A 19,796-nucleotide genomic window follows, 5' to 3' on the forward strand; every position below is an offset into this window, starting at 1 on the left:
ACGGGGACTTTGTGAGAACACACGGGGGTGTTCTTTTCATGACCGAAATCTTCGAGCGCATCACGGACAAACTCACCGGGGTCGAGGAGGCCGCGAGCGAGATCGCCGCGGCCGCAGTGGGGGAACTGGCGCCGTACGTGGCGCCGTTGACGGTGCCGCCGGTGCTGCGGCCCGACTCCGGTGACGTCCGGCAGGAAACGGAGATCGCGCTGCGGCCCACGTGGCAGCGGCTGCACCCGCAGCTCCCGCCGACCCTGATGTGGGGCTACGAGGGGTCGGTGCCGGGCCCGACCATCGAGGTGCGGCGCGGCGAGCGCGTCCGCATCGCCTGGACGAACCGCATCCCGAAGGGCAGCGAGTACCCGGTGACGTCGGTGGAGGTGCCCACTCCGCAGACCGAGCCCGGACAGGACCCGCCGCCCCCGCCGACCACGCTGCCCGGCCGCGCGGGCGTCCCGGCGAACCAGGACGTGGCGGCGCTGCCCGCCTGGACCGTCACGCACCTGCACGGCGCGCAGACGGGCGGCGGCAACGACGGCTGGGCGGACAACGCGGTGGGCTTCGGCGACGCCCAGCTCTCCGAGTATCCGAACGACCACCAGGCGGTGCAGTGGTGGTACCACGACCACGCCATGAACATCACGCGGTGGAACGTGTACGCGGGCCTCTACGGCACGTACCTGGTCAGGGACGACGAGGAGGACGCCCTCGGGCTCCCCTCCGGGGAGCGGGAGATCCCGCTGCTGCTCGCCGACCGGAACCTGGACACGGACGAGGACGGCCGGCTGAACGGCAGGCTGCTGCACAAGACCGTCATCGTCGACCCGGCGAACGAGGAGACGGGCAAGCCCGTCAGCATCCCGTTCAGCGGCCCGTACACGACGGTCAACGGGCGGATCTGGCCCTACGCGCGGGTGGACGCGGGCTGGTACCGCTTCCGCCTGGTGAACGCGTCGAACGCGCGGATCTACAACCTGGTGCTGATCGACGAGGACGGCGACCCGGTGCCCGGCGTCGTGCACCAGATCGGCAGCGACGGCGGACTGCTGCCGCGTCCCGTCCCGCTCGACTTCGATGACGCGCTGCCGACGCTGCCCGTCGCGCCCGCCGAGCGCATGGACCTGCTCGTCGACTTCGCGTCCCTCGCGGGCAAGCGGGTGCGCCTGGTCGACAAGGGACGCAATGCGGCGCCCGGTGAGCCCGACGTGCCCGGCGACGTGCGCTACCCGCACGTCATGGAGTTCCGCGTCGGCGAGTGCGGCGACCCGGATCCGTTCGTGCTGCCCGAGGTGCTGTCCGGGTCGTTCCGCAGGCTCACCCACGACATCGAGCACGGGCACCGGCTGATCGTCCTGACGCCGCCCGCGACGAAGGGCGGCGGCGGACACCCGGAGATCTGGGAGATGGCGGAGGTCACCGCCGACACCGAAGGCGTCGAGGACATCCAGGTGCCGAGCGACGGCGTCATCCAGCTCGTCGACGACAAGGGCGCGTTGAAGACCTACCGGCGCATCGCCCGGACCTTCAACGACGGGCTCGGCTTCACCATCGGCGAGGGCACCCACGAGCAGTGGAGCTTCCTCAATCTCGCGGTGAACCCGCCGGTCGTGCACCCGATGCACATCCACCTCGCCGACTTCCAGATTCTCGGCAGGGATGTGTACGACGCCTCCGGGTTCGACGTCGAGGTGGGCGGCACGGTGAAGCCGGTCGCGTTCGACCCGACGCGGGTGGTCCCGCTGCCGCCCAACGAGCAGGGGCACAAGGACGTGTTCCGCGCCCTGCCCGGCCAGATGCTGCGGGTCATGGGCAGGTTCGACGGGGCGTACGGCCGGTTCATGTACCACTGCCACCTCCTGGAGCACGAGGACATGGGCATGATGCGGCCCTTCGTGGTGCTGCCGAAGGAGGCCCTGAAGTTCGACCACGGGGCCGGGCACGGCGGTGGCCACGGCGACCACGGGGGCCACACCGGCTGACCTGCCGCGAGCGGGAGTCGCACGGGGTGCCGGGGCCGGTGTTCGAGCCGGCCCGGCACTCTCACTCGTTCGGGGATCGTCGTGGGCGTGCGCGGAGGGTAGGGCTCTGGCCGTGGCCGAGTGAGCCAGGGACCGGAGGCGGGCGACCCCATGGAACAGACTGCGTTGCGTCCCAAGGCGATGCCCGGATCCGGGGGCCGGTCCGCGACGTCGAGGCGGGAGCCGCCTGCCGACCCGCAGGCGGGCCCCGCGCCCGAGCCGGGGCCCGGCAGGCCGCACGCCTCCCGGCGGCGCGGCAGGCGCCTGTGCAGCGTGCTGTGCGGGCTGCTGTGCGCGGTCCTCCTGGTCGTCGCGGGCATCGGCCTCGGCACCGTGGGCGCCACCGTCATCGGCATGAGCAAGCTCGCCGAACTGAAGCGGCAGGCCCCGCCCGCGGCCCGGCCCGAGGCCCCGCCGCCGAGCAGCCCCGCGCCGACACCGGGGCCCGGCCCGGCGCCCGCGCCGCCCCTGCTGAGAGGCGGGCTCGGCGTGGAGGTCGTCGACGCCCCCAAGGCGTCCGGCGCGCTCGTCGTGGCCGTGCACATCCCCGGCCCCGGCTACACGGGCGGACTGGTCCGCGGAGACGTCCTGGTGGGCCTCGGCGCGCGGCGCGTCGGCTCCGCGCTCGACCTCGCGGCGCACGTGGCCGACGTGGCGGACGCCCGCCCCGGACGACAGGTCGTGGTCACCGTCCGGCACGCGAACGGAGAGCTGCAGAAGCTGGCGGTCACACCGGGCGTGGTCACGTGACGTCCGCGTTCGGCGCGCGCCCCGCCCCGGCCGCCTGAAATCATGGGCAGAGGTCGGTCTCGCGCCGCCCCGCGCCGCCGGGCAGGATGACTGCTCGTACGACGCCCGCGCCCACCCGTACGAAAGGCCAGGACATGACGACCGGTACACCCGCGCCCTTCACCGCCGCCGACTACAAGGCCCGCATGGACCGTGCCGCGCAGTCCGCCGCCGACGCGGGGCTCGCAGGGGTGCTGGTCGCGCCGGGCCCCGACCTCGTATGGCTCACCGGCTACCACGTCCCGGCCGACACCGAGCGGCTCACCCTTCTCGTCCTCGCGGCCGGCCAGGAGCCCACGCTCGTCGTGCCGACCCTGGAGGCACCCGACGCCGCGAAGGCCGCGGGCGCCGACGCGATGACGCTGCGGGACTGGACCGACGGGAAGGACCCGTACGACGTCACGGCCCCGCTGCTCGACGTGGCGGGCCGCTTCGGGGTCAGCGACAACGCGTGGGCGATGCACCTGCTCGGCCTGCAGAAGACGCTCCCGGAGACGTCATACGTATCACTCACCGAGGCCCTGCCGATGCTGCGCGGCGTGAAGGACGCCGCCGAGCTGGAGCGCCTCGCCGCCGCGGGCGCGGCAGCGGACGCCACGTACGAGGAGATCAAGAAGGTCGCCTTCGCGGGCCGCAAGGAGAACGACATCGCCCGCGAACTGGCCGACCTCCTGAAGCGGTTCGGGCACTCGCAGGTCGACTTCACCGTCGTCGGCTCGGGCCCGAACGGCGCCAATCCGCACCACGAGGCGAGCGACCGCGTCATCCAGGACGGCGACATGGTGGTGCTCGACTTCGGCGGACTCAAGCACGGCTACGGCTCCGACACCACCCGCACCGTGCACGTCGGCGAGCCGACCGCCGAGGAGCGCGAGGTCCACGACATCGTCCGGGAGGCGCAGACCGCGGCCTGTGACGCGGTGCGCCCGGGGATCGCCTGCCAGGACGTCGACCGGGTCGCCCGCAAGGTCATCACGGACGCCGGGTACGGCGAGTACTTCATCCACCGCACCGGGCACGGCATCGGTGTCACCACCCACGAACCGCCCTACATGATCGAGGGCGAGGAGCAGGAGCTGGTGCCGGGCATGTGCTTCTCCGTCGAACCCGGCATCTATCTGCCGGGCCGGTTCGGCGTCCGCGTCGAGGACATCGTGACCGTCACCGAGGACGGCGGACGGCGCCTCAACGCGACGGCGCGCGAGCTGGCGATCGTGGGCTGAGCGGCCATGCCGTCGACGCCGCGGCAGCCCACTGCCGACGCCGTGCGCCGCGTCCTCGGGGCGATGCTTCCGGACGGCGGCGCTCCCGAGGCGCGCCCCGTCACCGAGGGCGGCGAGCACTCCACCTGGTGGGTGGGCAGGACGCATGTGCTGCGCCTGGCCACCGACGGGGCGATGTCCGCGCGGCTGCGGCGCGAGGTGCGCCTGCGCGACCTCGTACGTCCCCACGTCCCGGTCGCGGTGCCCGCCTCCGTCGCGACGGGGGAGTGGGCGCCCGGGCTCGCCTGCACGCTCGACAAGCGGCTGCCGGGCGAGTCCGCCGAGGTCAGGGACGTCACCGCGGCGGGCGAGGAGGATCTTGCCGGGCTGCTCGCGGGGCTGCGGGCGGTGCCGGTCGCGCGGACCGGGCCGATCGGCGTGCCGAAGGTGGCGCCGCGCTCCCTGGAGAGCCTGCGCCGCGAGGCGGGCGCCGCGGCCCTGAAGCTCGACGCGGACGGCGAGTTCGAGGCCGAGCGGCTCGACCAGCTCTCGGCGCCGGCCGTCGCGCAGCTCGGCCCGCAGCCCGACACCGTGCTCGTCCACCACGACCTCAAGGGCGAGCATCTGACGGTGTCGGCGGACGGCCGGGTGCGCGGCGTCCTCGACTGGGCCGACGCGGTCGTCGGCGACGCCGCCGAGGACATCGCCGGGCTGACGATCGCCGTGGGCGCGCGGGCCGCGGTCCGCTCCGCGACCCTCGCGGGGTACGGGCCGCGCTCGTGCCTGCGGGGGCTGTGGCTGGCCCGGTGCGATGTCCTCGTACGGCTCGGCGACCGGCTGTACGGCGCCGACGACAGCCCCGTGGGCCTGCTGCGCGTGCAGTTGGAGCGGGCGTGGGAGGCGATCCTGCTGGAGCTGGTGTCGGAGGGCTGAACCGCCTCCCGCCCGTTCCCGCGGCGAAGCGACGCTACGGCGCCACGGCGATCACGCAGGACTCCGCCGGGACCGTCAGCACGCCGTCCCTGCCCGGCAGTTCCACCGGCTCCCACGTGGCGAGCAGCCGCGCCACCGGCCGCCCGAGCGGGATCGACACCGGCACGTCCGACAGGTTCACCGCCACCCGCAGGTCACCGCGCCGGTACGCGATCCAGCGGGCCCGCTCGTCGTAGGCGACCTTGACCGCGGCCAGATCGGGGTCCTGGAGGTCGGGGCGGGCGCGGCGCAGGGCGATGAGCTCGCGGTACCAGGTGAGCACGCGCGCGTGGTGGCCCGTTTCCCGCTCGTCCCAGTTCAGGCAGGAGCGCTCACGGGTGGCGGCGTCCTGCGGATCCGGGACGTCCTCCTCGGCCCAGCCGTGCGCCGCGAACTCCCGCCGCCTGCCCTTGCGGACGGCGTCGGCGAGCGCGGGGTCCGTGTGGTCGGTGAAGTACTGCCAGGGCGTGCTCGCGGCCCACTCCTCGCCCATGAACAGCATCGGCGTGAAGGGGCCGGTGAGCACGAGCGTCGCCGCGCAGGCGAGCAGGCCCGGACCGGCGAGCGCGCCGAGGCGCTCGCCCTGTGCCCGGTTGCCCACCTGGTCGTGCGTCTGCGTGTAGGCGAGCAGCCGGTGCGCGGGAACGGTGGCGCGGTCCAGCGGCCGGCCGTGGTGACGGCCGCGGAACGTCGAGTACGTGCCGTCGTGGAAGAAGCCGTGGGTGAGCGTCTTGGCGAGCGCGGCCATCGGCTGCCGGGCGAAGTCCCCGTAGTAGCCCCGCCGTTCGCCGGTGACGGCCGCGTGCACGGCGTGGTGCACGTCGTCGTTCCACTGCGCGTGCAGCCCGAGCCCGCCCTCCGCGCGCGGGGTGATGACGCGCGGGTCGCCGAGGTCGGACTCGCCGACCAGGAACAGCGGCCTTCCGAGATCCTCGGCGAGCGCGTCCACGGCCGCCGAGAGCTCCTCCAGGAACGTCAGGGCGCGCCGGTCGTGGAGCTCGTGGATCGCGTCGAGCCGCAGCCCGTCGATCCGGTAGTCGCGCAGCCAGGCGAGCGCGCTGCCGATCAGATACGCGCGGACCTCGTCGGAGCCGGGCGCGTCCAGGTTCATCGCGCTGCCCCACGGCGTGTGGTGGGTGTCGGTGAAGTACGGGCCGAACGCGGGCAGATGGTTCCCGGAGGGGCCCAAGTGGTTGTGCACCACGTCGAGCACGACGCCGAGGCCGTGCTCGTGCGCGCGGTCCACGAAACGCTTCAGCGCCTCGGGGCCGCCGTACGGCTCGTGCACGGCCCACGGGCCGACGCCGTCGTAGCCCCAGCCGTGCCGCCCCGGCATCGGGCTCAGCGGCATCAACTCCACGTGCGTGACGCCCAGATCGGCGAGGTGCCCGAGCCGCTCCGCCGCGGCGTCCAGCGTGCCCTCCCGCGTGTACGTGCCCACATGGAGCTCGTACAGGACCGCCCCGGTCAGCCCGCGTCCCGCCCAGTCGCCGTGCCACGCGTAGCGCCGGTGGTCGACGACGGCGCTCAGGCCGTCGGGACCCTCGGGCTGCCGGCGCGAGCGCGGGTCCGGCAGCACGGGCCCGCCGTCGACCGCGAAGCCGTACCGCGTGCCGTCCGCGGCCTCGGCCGTACCCGACCACCAGCCGTCGCCCCGGTACGGGTCGCGCGACAACGCGCGCGTGGTGCTCTGTTCGTCCTCGGCGCCCCTCATGTGGAGCGTTACCTGCTCGGCCTGTGGTGCCCACACCTCGAACTGCACGGACCGTTCCCCCTCGTGACCGGATGCCTGCCGACAGTGACGGATGGTTCCCATGGTGCGTCAGTTGTGATCCACGCGGGGCGGTTTCGCCTCGCTGGGGCATGCGTCACACGAAGTTTCGCCCGCGCGGGCCCACGGTCGCGGTTTTCTGGACACTTCGGCCCCCGCTGCCCGACAATTCCCTGTGTGACGTCCTCTTTTGAACACCACACGTACCCGGCTCGGCTCTCCGACGCCGAGCGGGACCGTGCGCTGAAGGTGCTCAGGGACGGCGTCGCCCTCGGCAGGCTCTCGCAGGACACGTTCGTGCGCCGCATGGAGCTGGTGTTCGCCGCCCGCAGGACCGAGGACCTCGACCGGCTCACCGCCGATCTGCACCAGGAGGGCCGCTGGTCGCGTGCGCTGTTCGGCACCGTGGGAGCGGTCTCCGGGTTCACGGTGCGGCTGCGCAGGGCGTGGACCGTGGAGCGGCTGCCGAAGCTGCTGCTTCCGGCGGCCACCTCCCCGTACCCGCTGCGCATCGGCCGCGACCCGGCCAACGGACTGCGGCTGAGCCACGACACGGTCTCGCGGGTGCACGCCGAGCTGAGCCGGCAGGCCGGCATGTGGGTGCTGCGCGACCTCGGCTCCACCAACGGCACGTCGGTGAACGGGCGCAGGGTGATCGGCGCGGCCGTCGTCAGGGACGGCGATCAGGTCGCCTTCGGGCGCATGGCGTTCCGGCTGTCCGCCGACTGACTCGGCGGCGCCTGCTCACCCGCGCGCGTGCCGCACCGCCGCCACCGTCGTCCGCGCCTGGTGCTCGATCTGGTGGGCCACCGGCACCCACCGCGCCCCGAACCGCTCGGCGTAGGCCTCGCACCACCGTGTGACGAGGGAGTCGAGCCGGGGCGCCGCCAGGTCCCCGGCCTCCTCCAGGACCCGCAGGAGCATCGCCGCGGCCCGCAGCGGAAGCCGCCGCGCGAACGCGTCGATGCTGCCGATGTACGCCATCGTGGCGCCGGGCGGCGGCGGTTGGACCCAGTCGTCCGCGAGCCCCGGCACCAGGCTCAGCGCCCAGCAGGCCGCGCCCAGCAGCGGCCCTTCGGTGTTCGGGAGCCGGGGCATGGCCTCCGCGAGGATCTCCTCCACGAGCCGGGTGTCGCGGCTGAGCCGGGCCGACAGCCGCCGCAGCGCCCGCTCGGGCGCGGGGTGCGGGGCCGGGTCGTCCACCAGGTCGCTGGCCCACATCGGGACCTCCACGATCGCCGTGGAGCCGCCGTAGCGGTGCGCGTGGTGCCACGTCGACAGGCGCGCGTCGTCGGGCAGGCTCGGGAACGCGGCCTGCGCGTCCAGGTCCGGCATCACATGGACGCCGCGCCCCGACGTCGGCCAGCCCGCCGCGTCCGACGCCCCGGTCTCCACCGGTATGTGCAGCTCGGCGGCCGACTTGGCGAAGGGCTCGGCGAGCCCCGGTATGTCCCGCGTCAACTGCACCCAGCTGCCGCCCAGTTCGGTGCCGTGCAGCGACACCTGGAGGTAGGGCCGCACCTCGTCGATCACGCCGACCAGCGTCCTCGTCTCCGGAGGGAGCCGGTCCGGGGGCAGCACGGACGGCGACCACTCGGGCTGCTCCGCGCCCGTGGGCCTGAAGAAGCCCCGGTGGTAGTCGAGCAGCGAGTGCGGCTCGGGGGCGTTGTGCAGCGCCGCGCCGTCCGGGTCCGCGCACAGCAGGAAGTGCCAGGACCTGTCGGTCCGCAACTCCCGGTCGAAGAGCGCCTTTTCGGCCAGGTGCAGCGCCGTGGGGCCGCCCGTGGGTTCGTTGGCGTGCGCCCCCGCGACGATCAGGACGGCGCGCCGGTCGTGCCCGACGGAGAGCAGATGCAGGGGGCGTCCCCCACGCGACGTTCCGACCTGGCGCAGACGACACAGGTCAGGTCGGTGAGACGCCAGCTCCCGCGCTGACTGGACCAACTCGGCCGAGGTGGGGTACCGCTGCTCCGTCAGGTGACTCACCCCCGTTGGTGCTCCCGGCGTCAGCAATCCGCAGTACCCCATGCTCCGCTCCATGTGTCAAGGAGGCCTGTCCAGCGGCCCCGGGCCGCTCGGCAGGGGGAGAGTTCACGCCACCGCGGCCCCGCGCAGGTCAGACCCGTACGTCACCCTGAGTCACCGCTGTCACTCGCACGGTGGAACGGAGGCTGCGTGACGAAGGCCTCGGTGGTGCGCTGGGAAGAGCCGCGCGCAGCGACCGGTGCGCGCCCCGGTGCAGAGTGGAGTCCCGCCGTGCTGTGCCCTTCCGGACCGGTCTCGTATCCCGACGCATCGGGCTATTACCCGCGCGCGGGTGCCGCGACGCCGCTGCCGAGCCTCGTGGCGCCGCGGACCGTCCGGGACCCGTTCCCGCTGTACCGGACCCTGCGCTCCGCCCACCCGCTGCACCTTGACGAACCCTTCGGCGCATGGCTCCTCAGCCGCTACACCGACGTGCGCGCGGCGCTCGCCGACCCCCGCCTCGTCGCCCCGCCGCCCGGCCGCACCTTCGCCCACTTGGAAGCGGACACGCACGCCGCCCAGCGGGCGCTGCTCGCCCCCGCCCTCCAGGGGCGTGCGCTGGCCGCTCTGAAGGAGAGCGTCGAACGCACCGCCTACGTCCTCGCGCGCCGCCTCGTCGGGCGCCACGAGGCCGACCTGGTCGAGGAGTTCTGCCACTGGCTGCCCGCCGCGACCGCCGTCCGCGCGCTGGGCCTGCCCTACCAGGGCACCGCCCACGTCGCCGCGCTGTGCCGCGCGGGGCTCACGCACCTGGGCGGCGCCCCGGAGGCCCTGGACGCCTTCCTGCGCCCGCAGATCGCCCGCCGCCGCGCGCATCCGACGGACGACCTCCTGAGCGCCCTGTGCGCCGCGCGGGACGGCGGGCGGCCACTGTCCGACGACACGGTCTGCGGGCTCGCGGCGACGCTCCTCGGCGCGGGCGGGGACGCCACCGACCGGGCCCTCGCCGCGCTCCTCGCCAACCTGCTCGACCACCCCGAGCAGCTGGCGCTGGTGCGGGCCCGCCCCGAACTCGTCGGCGCCGCCTGGGCCGAGTCGCTGCGCCGCGACCCCGCCGCGCACGTCGTCCTGCGCCGGGCCCTCGCGCCGGTCCCGGTGAGCGGCGGCACGATACCGGCGGGCGCCGCCGTCGCGTGCCTGGTGGGGGCGGCGGGCAGGGACGCGGCCCGGTTCCCCGACCCCGACCGCTACGACCTGTTCCGCGCGGCCCCCGGGCAATTGGCCCACGGCACCGGGCGGCACCGCTGCCCGGGCGTCCAGCTGGCGCGTCTCACCGCGGAGGCGGGCCTGCGCGCCCTGCTGGCGGCGCTGCCGTCGATGACCTGGGCGCCGGGCTTCAGGCCCGCCTACGAGGGCCTGCTCACCCGCTCTCCGTCGGCTCTCCACGTACGTCTGCGATGAGGGCTCGCAGGGCCTCGTCCCCGCCCCCTTCACCGTCCCCGCCCCCGTCCTCGTCGGCGCGGACGAGGAGCGCCACAGGGAGATGCTCGAAGAGCGCCGCCACGCGCGCGTGCCCGCTGAATCGCTGCTGTGGGGTGAGCAGGTCGACCCATTCGCCCTCGGGGAGCGCGAGCCGTGTCGAGCGCCATCCGCCGGCGTCGGCGAGCCGCAAGGAGAGCCGGGTCGCCGCCACGACCACGCGCGCGGAGCGTGCGAAAGCGACACAGTGCGCCTCGCCGGGGCCCTCGGCGGACAGCGGTTCGTAGCTGCCCGCGCCGCCGAACCACTCGGGGCGCGCGCGGCGCAGGCGCAGCGCGCACCTGGTGAGTTCGGCCTTGGTGCCGTGCTCCTCGGCGCCGAGCCGGGCGGGCGCCCGGTTGTCCGGGTCCACCAGGGCGCGGTACTCGTGCTCCGTGCCCTGGTAGAGGTCGGGCACGCCCGGCATCGTGAGGTGGACGAGGGCGGCGCCCAGGACGTTCGCGCGCACGTGGGGTTCGAGGCCGTCCATGAAGCGCAGCACCTCGTTGCCGGGCGGGCCGCACGGCCCCGACGCGACGAAGTCCTCCACCGCGCTTTCGTACTCCGTGTTCTGTTCCGTCCAGGTCGTGAACAGGCCCGCCTCGCGCGCGTGCTTGAGCATGGCGCGCCGCAGCCGCGCCGGTTCCGCCGGGCCGAGCCCGGCCACGGTCTGCCAGGCGGCCCAGGCCAGCTGCGGGTCGGGCGCGCTCGCGCCGCCGCCTCGCGCGGTGACCCGCGCGAGGAGCGTCTCCCACTGCTGGGGGCACTGAGTCAGGACGCCGATGCCGGCCCGGACGTCGGCGCTGCGTTTGGTGTCGTGCGTCGACAGGGCCGTCGCCGTGTGGGGCCAGTCGCGCTGCACGCGCGCGCAGTACGCGTGGAAGGCCGCCACGGACACCGCGGGGCTGCCGGGCGAGCCGCCCACCTCCAGTGCCGACAGGAGCGGCGTGAAGCGGTAGAACGCCGTGTCCTCCACCGACTTGGCGCGCAGCGCCGACGCGGTCTGCGCGAACCGCGCGCGGAACGCCGAGTGCGCGGGGTCGGACCCGCGCCGGCCCAGCGCCAACTCCCGTACGGCGTCGACCGCGCGGGCCTCCTCGGGCACGGTGAAGACGGCCTTCGCCTCGCGGGCCGCGGAAGCCGTCAGGACCGTCTCAGGGGGCGCGCCACCGGTCGCGTAGGGCCGGTACACCGGAACCCGTACGAGAAGCTCGCACAGCGCCGTACGCAGCGCCCAGGGGGCGTGGTCGCGCAGCTCCGGATCCGCGGCGCACAGCGCGGCGGCCCGGCGCGTCAGCCGGTCCACCTCGGTGGCCAGTTCGTGCGTGACGACGTGGTGCGCGGCGCGCCGCACGGTCGCGGGCCAGTGCCCGCCCAGGTCCTCGGCCGCCCCGGTGAACCGGCGGAACAGGCCCAGGAGTTCGTCGGCCCCCGCCGGGTCGGTGAACAGCCCGTCGATGTGCCGCAGCGCGTCGTACCCGGTGGTGCCGGCCACCGGCCACGCGGCGGGCAGCCGCTCCTCGTCCTCCAGGATCTTCTCCACGACGGTCCACCGGCCGCCCGTCGCCCCGCTCAGCCGCTCCAAGTAGGCGCCCGGGTCGGCGAGTCCGTCCGGATGGTCGATCCGCAGCCCGTCGACGACACCCTCGCGCAGCAACTGCAGGATCTTTCCGTGCGTCGCCTCGAAGACCTCCGGGTCCTCCACCCGTACGGCGATCAGGTCCGAGATCGTGAAGAAACGCCGGTAGTTGAGTTCGGTGCGGGCCAGACGCCACCACGCGAGGCGGTACCACTGGGCGTCGAGCAACTGGGGGAGCGGCAGGTGCGCCGTGCCCTCGCGCAGCGGAAACGCGTGCTCGTAGTAACGCAGTACGTCGCCGTCCACCTTCAGGTGCGGCAGTTCCTCACCCACCTGGTGGCCGAGGACCGGCAGCAGCGCCCGGCCGCCCTGCGCCTCCCAGTCGATGTCAAACCAGCGCGCATACGGGGACGAGGGGCCTTCGCGCAGCACCTCGCGCAGCGCCCGGTTGTGCGACACGGACGCCGCCATGTGGTTGGGCACGAGGTCCACGATCAGGCCGAGGCCGTGCCCGCGCGCCGTCCGCGCGAGGTCCCGCAGGCCTTCCTCGCCGCCCAGCTCGCCGCGTACGCGCGCGTGGTCCACCACGTCGTAGCCGTGCGTGGACCCCGGCACCGCCTCCAGGACCGGCGACAGATGCAGATGCGAGACCCCCAGGGAGGCCAGATACGGGACCGCCGCCGCGGCGTCGGCGAACCCGAAGTCCGGTTGCAGCTGAATCCGGTACGTCGCCGTGGGCGTCGCCGGCGCCGGAATCACGGGCGGCATCGGGGCTTGAGGTGTCATGCGAACCTACGTACCCGCACCGCCGCCTTTCGTGTCATCGCCGCATGCGTGCGCACGCGTTTGCCTCGTTAGCTTCGGACGATGCCTGGTACATCCAACAAGGCCGGTGGCACGCTCGACGCCTACCGAAGGGTGCTCGCGGCGACGGGCCGCCCGCTGCCCGTCGTGTCGTTCCTCGGGCGGCTGCCGGTCGCGGTGATCCAGTTCGGCAGCGTCCTCCTGGTGACCCGCACCAGCGGCTCCCTCGCCACCGGAGGCGTCGTCGCCTGCGCCCTCGCGCTCGGCCAGGTGGCCATGGGGCCGTTCGGCGGGCGGCTCGCGGACCGGCGCGGCCAGCGGCCCGTCGTCCTCGCCTTCGCGCTGCTCAACGGGGTCGCGATCGCCGCGTACACGCTGGCCGCCCTCGCGGGCCTGCCGACGGCGGCGCTGATCGCGCTCGGCGTCCTCGCGGGCGCCACCGTCCCCGGCATCGGTCCCCTCGCGCGTGCCCGCGGCGTCGCGCTCGTGCGCCGTGAGGGCGGCGACGAGCGGGTGGTGAACGCCGTGCTGTCCCTGGAGTCCACCATGGACGAGCTCAGCTTCGTCCTCGGACCCACGCTCATCGGGATCGCCTCCGTGGTGGCGCACCCCGCCTACGCGTTCGGCGCGGCCGCTCTCCTGGTCGCGGTCTGCGGCACCGCGTTCGCGCTGCACCCGACGGCCACGGCGGTGCCGCCCGCCCCGGCGCCCACGCGACCACGCGCGCGTGCGGACCGGCCCCGGCTGCCGCGCCAGGTCCATGTGGTGCGCGCCGGGCTCGTCCTCCTGGGCATCCTGCTCGGCGGCTGCGGCGCCGGGATCACCGCGCTCACCGAGGAGTTGGGCCACGGCGAGCAGGCGGGCCTCGTCTACGCCGCGATGGGCGTCATGAGCGCCGTCGTCGGCCTGGCCATGGCGGCGGTGCCCGCCCGGTTCACGCTGCGGGCCCGCTGGCGCGTCGCCACCGCGGCCGCCGCCGTCCTGTCGCTCCCGCTCCTCGTCACGCACTCCATGGCGGTCCTGTACGTCGCGGTGACCGTCTTCGGGGCCCTGTTCGCCCCGAACCTGATCACCGGCTTCGGGCTCACCGAACAGGCCATGCCGCGCGAACGGCTCGGCGAGGGCATGACGGCCGCCGTGAGCGCGTTCGTCGGCGGACAGGCCGTCACGCTCGCCGTGGCGGGCCGTCTCGCCGAGGCCCACGGGGCCGCTGCCGCCTTCGCGGTGGGCAGCCTGGCCGCCGGGGCCGCCTTCCTCGTCGCGCTGCGCGTACGGCCCCTCCAGGCGCCCGGCGCGGCGGCTACGCCGGCCGTTGCAGCACCATGAGGCTGCGGCCCTGGACCGTGATGCCGTCGCCCGCCTGCACCTTCTGCCCCTCGCCCGCCGCGAGGCCCTCCGGCAGCGCCGTGTCGACGACGGCCTGCCACTGCCGCCCGTGGTCGACCGGCACCACGAAGTCCGTGGGCTCCGGCGCGGCGTTGAACAGCAGCAGGAACGAGTCGTCCTGGATGCGCTCGCCGCGCGCGCCCGGCTCCGAGATCGCGTTGCCGTTGAGGAACACGGACAGGGCGCGCGCCTGCGCCGCCCCCCAGTCCTGCTGCGTCATCTCCTCGCCCTCCGGCGTGAACCACGAGATGTCCGACAGGTCGTCGTGCGTGCCCTCGACCGGGCGGCCGTGGAAGAAGCGCCGCCTGCGGAACACCGGGTGGCCGCTGCGCAGCCGCACCATCGCGCGCGTGAACTCCAGGAACGGATCCGGCGCGGCGTCGGGATCGGCCCAGCGCACCCACGCCAGCTCGTTGTCCTGGCAGTAGGCGTTGTTGTTGCCGCCCTGGGTGCGTCCGAACTCGTCGCCGTGGCTGAGCATCGGGACGCCCTGGGACAGCATCAACGTAGCGATGAAGTTGCGCATTTGGCGGTCCCGCAGGTCGAGCACCGCCTGGTCGTCCGTCTCGCCCTCGGCGCCGCAGTTCCACGACCGGTTGTGGCTCTCGCCGTCGCGGTTGCCCTCCCCGTTGGCGTCGTTGTGCTTGTCGTTGTACGACACCAGGTCGCGCAGGGTGAAACCGTCGTGGCAGGTCACGAAGTTGATCGAGGCCAGCGGTCGGCGGCCGTCGTCCTGGTAGAGGTCGGAGGAGCCGGTCAGCCGGCCCGCGAACTCGGCGAGCGTGCGCGGCTCCCCGCGCCACAAGTCCCGTACGGTGTCGCGGTACTTGCCGTTCCACTCGGTCCACAGGGGCGGGAAATTGCCCACCTGGTAGCCGCCCTCGCCGACGTCCCAGGGCTCCGCGATCAGCTTCACGCGGGAGACCACCGGGTCCTGCTGGACCAGGTCGAAGAACGACGACAGGCGGTCCACCTCGTGGAACTGCCGGGCCAGGGTGGCGGCCAGGTCGAAGCGGAACCCGTCGACGTGCATCTCCTCGACCCAGTACCGCAGCGAATCCATGATCATCTGGAGTACGTGCGGGGACCGCATCAGCAGCGAGTTCCCGGTCCCCGTGGTGTCCATGTAGTAGCGCGGATCGTCGGTCAGCCGGTAGTAGGACGGATTGTCGAGGCCCTTGTAGGAGAGCGTCGGGCCCAGATGGTTGCCCTCGGCCGTGTGGTTGTAGACCACGTCCAGGATGACCTCGATGCCCGCCTGGTGCAGCGCCCGCACCGCGGACTTGAACTCCAGGACCTGCTCGCCGCGGTCGCCCCACGACGCATAGGTGTTGTGCGGGGCGAAGAAGCCGATCGTGTTGTAGCCCCAGTAGTTGTTCAGCCCCATCTCGACCAGCCGGTGGTCGTTCACGAACTGGTGCACCGGCATCAACTCCAGTGCGGTGACGCCCAGTTCCGTGAGGTGGTCGATGACCGCGGGATGCGCCAGCGCCGCGTACGTGCCGCGCAGGTCGTCGGGGAGCGAAGGGTGCCGCATCGTCAGGCCCTTCACATGCGCCTCGTAGAGCACCGTCTCGTGGTACTCCGTGCGCGGCAGCCGGTCGTCGCCCCAGTCGAAGTACGGATTGACCACCACCGACGCCATCGTGTGCGGCGCCGAGTCCAGGTCGTTGCGCTCGTCCGGTGCGTCGAACGGATAGCCGTACACCGACTCGTTCCAGTCGATGCGCCCGCTGATGGCGCGCGCGTACGGGTCGAGCAGCAGCTTCGCCGAGTTGCAGCGCAGTCCGCGCGCCGGCTCGTACGGGCCGTGCGCCCGGTAGCCGTAGCGCTGTCCCGGCATGATCCCCGGCAGATAGGCGTGCCGCACGAAGGCGTCGGCCTCCCGCAGCTCCACCGCGGTCTCCGAGCCGTCGTCGTGCAACAGACACAGCTCGATACGGTCGGCGGCCTCCGAGAAGACCGCGAAGTTCGTTCCGGCGCCGTCGTACGAGGCACCCAGTGGATACGCCTGTCCAGGCCAGACCTGCATGCTGACGACTCTTCCAGTTCCCGCCCGGCCGTCCGGGCGACATCGGACACTCTCTGCCCGAAAGTGAGGCAACCACACGGGAGTTGGAAGGCTCTAACACGACGACCATGTCGGACCGGCATGCCCTCGACCGGGGCGGCCGGGGGAGTTGGGGGAAGATGTGCGCACTACTGCAAGACGCCATCTCGGGAAGCTGATGGCGGTGGTGGCGCTCGCGGTCGCGGGTGGCGCCGTCGCCGTGGGGGTGACCCTGCCGGATTCCGGCGGGAGCGACATGACCAGGGCGGGGACCGCACAGCGGGACGCGGTGGCCCCGGAGGGCACCGTGGAGCCCGCGCCCGCCGAGGACGAGAAGGGGGTGGGGCGCGATCCGCTCACGGACGCCGAGACGGAGCGCGCCGAGAAGCTGGCGACGGCGGGGAACGCCCTGCGGATGGACGCGCGGGACGTGGAGGGCGACCGCGGCCCGCAGCACCTGTCGACGAACCTGACGGAGGTCGACCCCGGCCTCAGTGCCGCAGCCGCCGACCAGCGGCGCGCCGACGTCGTGTACTACGACTACAAGAGCGACTCCGTCGTCACGAAGACGGTGAACCTCGACACGGGGAAGGTCGAGGACAGCAGGACCGACCAGGGCGTGCAGCCACCGCCCAGCCAGGACGAACTGACCGAGGCCGCCCAGCTGTTGATCGCGGAGCCGCTCGGCGCCGACCTCAAGGGCGACTACAAGGACGCCACCGGCAAGCAGCTCACGAAGCCCGACCAACTGCAGCTGAGCGGCATGGTGTTCCGCAAGAAGACCGTCGCGGACGTCCCCGCGGGTCTCAAGGAGTGCGGAGAGCACCGCTGCCTGCGCGTCATCACCAAGGTCGTCAACGGGCCGTGGGTCGACACCCGCGCCCTCGTCGTCGACCTGAGCGCCCGCACCGTCTCCCGCCTCGGCTGAGGACCTCGCCGACCTCTCCTCCATGAAGGAGCGCTTCCGTATGCACGTCAACAGAGTTCCGCGCGCCCGCAAGAGGCCCGCGTTCGCGGTCACGGGTCTCGCGGTCACCGCGCTGCTCGCCGGCCTCTTCGCCACCGCACCCGCCGCCACCGCCGCCCCGCCGCGCGCGCCCGAGGCCGCCGCGCCCGCCTGCTCGGACGCGTACCGCATCGAGCAGACCCTCGACGGCGGCACCACCTGGCGCATGTGCTGGCACTACAACACGCTGTCCGGACTCGTCCTCGACGACGTCAGCTACCAGCCCAAGGGTGAGGCCCAGCCGATCAAGGTCCTGACCAGCGCCCGGCTCGCCCAGGTCCACGTCCCCTACGACGACGGGGAGGCCGAGTACGACGACGTCACCGGCACCGACTTCGGGCAGGCCCTGCAGAACCTGAAGCCGAACGAATGCCCCGGCGGCACCATCAAGACCGTCAAGGTCCCCGACATGGGCAACGTGAAGGGGCTGTGCACCACCACGCGTGCGCGCGGGCACGCGTACCGGCTCAGTGACGACTACTCGACCGGCGGCAGCGGCAAGGTCTACAGCGCCCAGGGCAAGGACCTGCTCGTCTACTCGGTCAACAAGGCGTCCTGGTACGAGTACATCACCGAGTGGCGCTTCGCCTCCGACGGCACCATCACCTCCAACGTGGGCGCCACCGGCAGCCTCTCCCCGTACGACTACGACGGCACCGACGGCAAGGGCTGGCCCATCGGCAAGGGCGCGAGCGCCTACGCCGAGAGCCACAGCCACAACGTCTTCTGGCGGCTCAACTTCGGCCTGGACGGCTCGCCCAAGGCCAAGGTCGAGCAGTACGACTCCAAGGTGACCCCGCCGAACGGCGACGGCTCGCCCACCACGAAGACGACCCGCACGCCCGTCACCAAGGAACTCGCGGGCGACGTCAAGGACATGCGGTGGTGGCGCGTGGTCTCCACCGCGGGCAAGAACAAGGACAACCACCCCAGGTCGTACGAGTTCGTGCCCGGCCGCTCCAACCGCTTCCCCGGGCGTGCCTTCACCAAGCACGACGTCTACTTCACCGAGTACAAGAAGTGCGAGCAGTACGCGAGCGACAACCCGGCGGCGAACTGCGGTGGCACCAGCGTCAACAAGTGGGTGAACGGTCAGACGCTCAAGCACCCGATCACCTGGGTCAACATCGGGTTCCACCACATCGCCCGTGACGAGGACCAGCAGCCCATGCCGGTGCACTGGCAGGGCTTTTCACTGGCCCCCAGGGACGTGACCGCTATGAATCCGCTCACTCCGGCCGACCTGGCGGGGCAGAACGGGGTTCCCAGAAACGGCAGTTGAGAAACCAGCGGCCGCATCCGGCTGCATCGCCGCCCGCTCCCGGAGTACCCTTCCTTGATCGTTGCTGGGGGCCGTGCCCCACAGGTTCGGGCACGACAGACGCGGGGGAGCGGAAGGCGGTGCGGAGCGGGTGAGCTCGGGTGGGCTGGAGCTGCCCCCTGGTGACGACGGTCACGAGGGCCAGGACAGCCAGGAGGCAGCCTCCACGGAGATCCCGCCCGGAGCGGTGTCGCTGGCCAGGCCCATGGACGTCGCGTCCCAGATCGGACCGGAGCTGGACTGGGGCGCCGACGCCTGGAGCGAGGTCCGTACGCGCGCGCAGCGCGCGGGGCGGGCCTACATCTGGCTGAACCTGGTGGAGCAGCGGCTGCGCGCCGTCGTCGCCGCCGTGCTCCGCCCCGTCTACGCGCCCGTGCACGGCGAGGACTGGGTGGTCGCGGCGGCGGGGCCCGCGGGCCAGGAGTGGGTGCAGCGGGCCGTCGCCGTGCGCGAGGTCAGCCGCCGCAAGGGCTATCTCCTCGACCCGGCCGACGACAACGTGCTGTCGTTCCTGACCCTGCCGCAGTTGCGCGAGCTGATGGTGCAGCACTGGCCGTGCTTCGAGCCGTACTTCGACGACCGCCGCGACGTCGAGCTCGCCCTGGACGAGCTGGAGGTCACGCGCAACGTGGTCTCCCGCAACCGTGCCCTCTCGGAGGCGGTCCTCGCCCAGGCCGAGCGCGCTTCAGGACGCCTCCTGGACATACTCGGCGCGGGCTCGGACGTCCCCTCGGCCCGCCGGCTGCCCGTCGACGCCGTCGAGGACCTGGTCGGCGACCGGTACGCGGACGTGGTGGGCGTGCACCCGGACCGGGTCAGGCTGCTGCGCCAGTTCCCGGCGGAGGACCTCTTCGGCGGGGCGCGGCGCCTGGACGCCGTCGGCATAGGCCTCAACCTGCTCGCGCAGAACTTCTCGGGGCGCCGCCTGGTCCGCCTCGCCGAGTCGGGCTGCCGGATACGGCTCCTCTTCCTCAACCCGGCCTCCAGCGCGGTCAAACGGCGCGAAAGGGAGCTGGGGCTCAAAAGGGGCGAGTTGAGCCGTTCCGTCGAGATGAACATCCTGCACATGCGGCGGGTCAGGGCCCGGCTCAAGGACCCCGGCGCGTTCGAGATCCGGGTCTTCGACGAGACGCCCCGCTTCAACGCCTACCTCGTCGACGGCGACGGCTCGGACGGCATCGCGGTCGTCCAGACGTACCTGCGCAGGACGCGCGGGATGGAGGCACCGGTCCTCGTGCTGCGCGGCGGGGGCCGCGTCGTCAAGGCGAGCGCGTCCTCGGACACGGGGGAGAACGGGCTTTTCGTGACCTACCGCGACGAATTCGAGCAGGCCTGGGCGGACGCGCGGCCGGTGTCGTAGCGGGCCCCGGCCGGCCGGTACGGGCGCCGGGGCCGATTGTCAGTGGGGCGTGCGA

14 protein-coding genes are annotated in these 19,796 nt (G+C 73.2%); 10 read left to right on the top strand and 4 right to left on the bottom strand.

The window, feature by feature from the left end; genetic code table 11:
• The first annotated feature begins 38 nt into the window (after positions 1–38).
• The 4 genes from phsA to ACZ7L4_RS08070 all read left to right on the top strand — a co-directional run bounded on the left by phsA (position 39) and on the right by ACZ7L4_RS08070 (position 4,942).
• The gene (gene phsA, locus ACZ7L4_RS08055) at positions 39–1,979 is read left to right on the top strand and encodes an O-aminophenol oxidase PhsA (protein ID WP_472100751.1); all 1,941 of its coding nucleotides are present in this window, start codon (positions 39–41) and stop codon (positions 1,977–1,979) included.
• 150 nt (positions 1,980–2,129) lie between these two features.
• A complete protein-coding gene (locus tag ACZ7L4_RS08060) occupies positions 2,130–2,768 on the top strand; it encodes a PDZ domain-containing protein (protein ID WP_472100752.1) in 639 nt (212 codons plus the stop codon).
• Between the two features lie 134 nt (positions 2,769–2,902).
• Entirely contained in the window at positions 2,903–4,030 is a 1,128-nt protein-coding gene (locus tag ACZ7L4_RS08065) for an aminopeptidase P family protein (RefSeq protein WP_472100754.1), read from the top strand.
• 6 nt (positions 4,031–4,036) lie between these two features.
• Positions 4,037–4,942 carry an aminoglycoside phosphotransferase family protein gene (locus ACZ7L4_RS08070; RefSeq protein WP_472100756.1) on the top strand — a complete coding sequence of 302 codons (906 nt, stop codon included), beginning with the start codon at positions 4,037–4,039 and terminating at the stop codon, positions 4,940–4,942.
• A gap of 34 nt (positions 4,943–4,976) precedes the next feature.
• On the opposite strand, the gene treZ is transcribed toward ACZ7L4_RS08070, so the two are convergent.
• Positions 4,977–6,743 carry a malto-oligosyltrehalose trehalohydrolase gene (treZ, locus tag ACZ7L4_RS08075; RefSeq protein WP_472100758.1) on the bottom strand — a complete coding sequence of 589 codons (1,767 nt, stop codon included), beginning with the start codon at positions 6,741–6,743 and terminating at the stop codon, positions 4,977–4,979.
• Positions 6,744–6,929: 186 nt separating this feature from the next.
• Between treZ and ACZ7L4_RS08080 the strand changes: the two genes are divergently transcribed.
• Positions 6,930–7,481, top strand: a complete 552-nt coding sequence (locus tag ACZ7L4_RS08080; RefSeq protein ID WP_472100760.1) for an FHA domain-containing protein — start codon at positions 6,930–6,932, stop codon at positions 7,479–7,481.
• A 15-nt stretch (positions 7,482–7,496) separates the two neighbouring features.
• Here ACZ7L4_RS08080 and ACZ7L4_RS08085 read toward each other — a convergent pair whose 3' ends face one another.
• Positions 7,497–8,738, bottom strand: a complete 1,242-nt coding sequence (locus ACZ7L4_RS08085; RefSeq protein ID WP_472100762.1) for a M14 family zinc carboxypeptidase — start codon at positions 8,736–8,738, stop codon at positions 7,497–7,499.
• Between the two features lie 189 nt (positions 8,739–8,927).
• On the opposite strand from ACZ7L4_RS08085, the gene ACZ7L4_RS08090 reads away from it, so the two are divergent.
• Positions 8,928–10,178, top strand: coding sequence for a cytochrome P450 (locus tag ACZ7L4_RS08090; protein ID WP_472100764.1), 1,251 nt, complete (start codon positions 8,928–8,930; stop codon positions 10,176–10,178).
• Here the strand turns inward: ACZ7L4_RS08090 and treY are convergent.
• A complete protein-coding gene (treY, locus tag ACZ7L4_RS08095; protein WP_472101956.1) occupies positions 10,138–12,582 on the bottom strand; it encodes a malto-oligosyltrehalose synthase in 2,445 nt (814 codons plus the stop codon). The two genes, ACZ7L4_RS08090 and treY, sit on opposite strands and share 41 nt — an antisense overlap.
• A 99-nt stretch (positions 12,583–12,681) precedes the next feature.
• On the opposite strand from treY, the gene ACZ7L4_RS08100 reads away from it, so the two are divergent.
• Complete coding sequence (locus ACZ7L4_RS08100; protein WP_472100766.1) at positions 12,682–13,944, top strand: MFS transporter; 1,263 nt, start codon at positions 12,682–12,684, stop codon at positions 13,942–13,944.
• On the opposite strand, the gene glgX is transcribed toward ACZ7L4_RS08100, so the two are convergent.
• Positions 13,919–16,036 carry a glycogen debranching protein GlgX gene (glgX, locus tag ACZ7L4_RS08105; RefSeq protein WP_472100768.1) on the bottom strand — a complete coding sequence of 706 codons (2,118 nt, stop codon included), beginning with the start codon at positions 16,034–16,036 and terminating at the stop codon, positions 13,919–13,921. The genes ACZ7L4_RS08100 and glgX overlap by 26 nt on opposite strands.
• Before the next feature lie 160 nt (positions 16,037–16,196).
• Between glgX and ACZ7L4_RS08110 the strand changes: the two genes are divergently transcribed.
• The 3 genes from ACZ7L4_RS08110 to ACZ7L4_RS08120 all read left to right on the top strand — a co-directional run bounded on the left by ACZ7L4_RS08110 (position 16,197) and on the right by ACZ7L4_RS08120 (position 19,741).
• Positions 16,197–16,982 carry a Tat pathway signal sequence domain protein gene (locus tag ACZ7L4_RS08110; RefSeq protein ID WP_472100769.1) on the top strand — a complete coding sequence of 262 codons (786 nt, stop codon included), beginning with the start codon at positions 16,197–16,199 and terminating at the stop codon, positions 16,980–16,982.
• Between the two features lie 40 nt (positions 16,983–17,022).
• The gene (locus ACZ7L4_RS08115; protein WP_472100771.1) at positions 17,023–18,342 is read left to right on the top strand and encodes a copper amine oxidase; all 1,320 of its coding nucleotides are present in this window, start codon (positions 17,023–17,025) and stop codon (positions 18,340–18,342) included.
• 130 nt (positions 18,343–18,472) lie between these two features.
• Positions 18,473–19,741 (top strand): SAV2148 family HEPN domain-containing protein, encoded by a 1,269-nt coding sequence (locus ACZ7L4_RS08120; RefSeq protein WP_472100772.1) that lies wholly within the window; start codon positions 18,473–18,475, stop codon positions 19,739–19,741.
• Positions 19,742–19,796: the final 55 nt, after the last annotated feature.

This window comes from Streptomyces sp. NPDC107575, from assembly GCF_055657265.1.

Excerpts from the sequence above, each read along its gene's own strand:
- ACZ7L4_RS08060 (WP_472100752.1), top strand. The coding sequence starts at position 2,130 with ATGGAACAGACTGCGTTGCGTCCCAAGGCGATGCCCGGATCCGGGGGC.
- ACZ7L4_RS08100 (WP_472100766.1), top strand. The coding sequence starts at position 12,682 with ATGCCTGGTACATCCAACAAGGCCGGTGGCACGCTCGACGCCTACCGA.
- glgX (WP_472100768.1), bottom strand. The coding sequence starts at position 16,036 with ATGCAGGTCTGGCCTGGACAGGCGTATCCACTGGGTGCCTCGTACGAC.
- phsA (WP_472100751.1), top strand. The coding sequence starts at position 39 with ATGACCGAAATCTTCGAGCGCATCACGGACAAACTCACCGGGGTCGAG.
- ACZ7L4_RS08115 (WP_472100771.1), top strand. The coding sequence starts at position 17,023 with ATGCACGTCAACAGAGTTCCGCGCGCCCGCAAGAGGCCCGCGTTCGCG.
- ACZ7L4_RS08070 (WP_472100756.1), top strand. The coding sequence starts at position 4,037 with ATGCCGTCGACGCCGCGGCAGCCCACTGCCGACGCCGTGCGCCGCGTC.
- treY (WP_472101956.1), bottom strand. The coding sequence starts at position 12,582 with ATGCCGCCCGTGATTCCGGCGCCGGCGACGCCCACGGCGACGTACCGG.
- ACZ7L4_RS08065 (WP_472100754.1), top strand. The coding sequence starts at position 2,903 with ATGACGACCGGTACACCCGCGCCCTTCACCGCCGCCGACTACAAGGCC.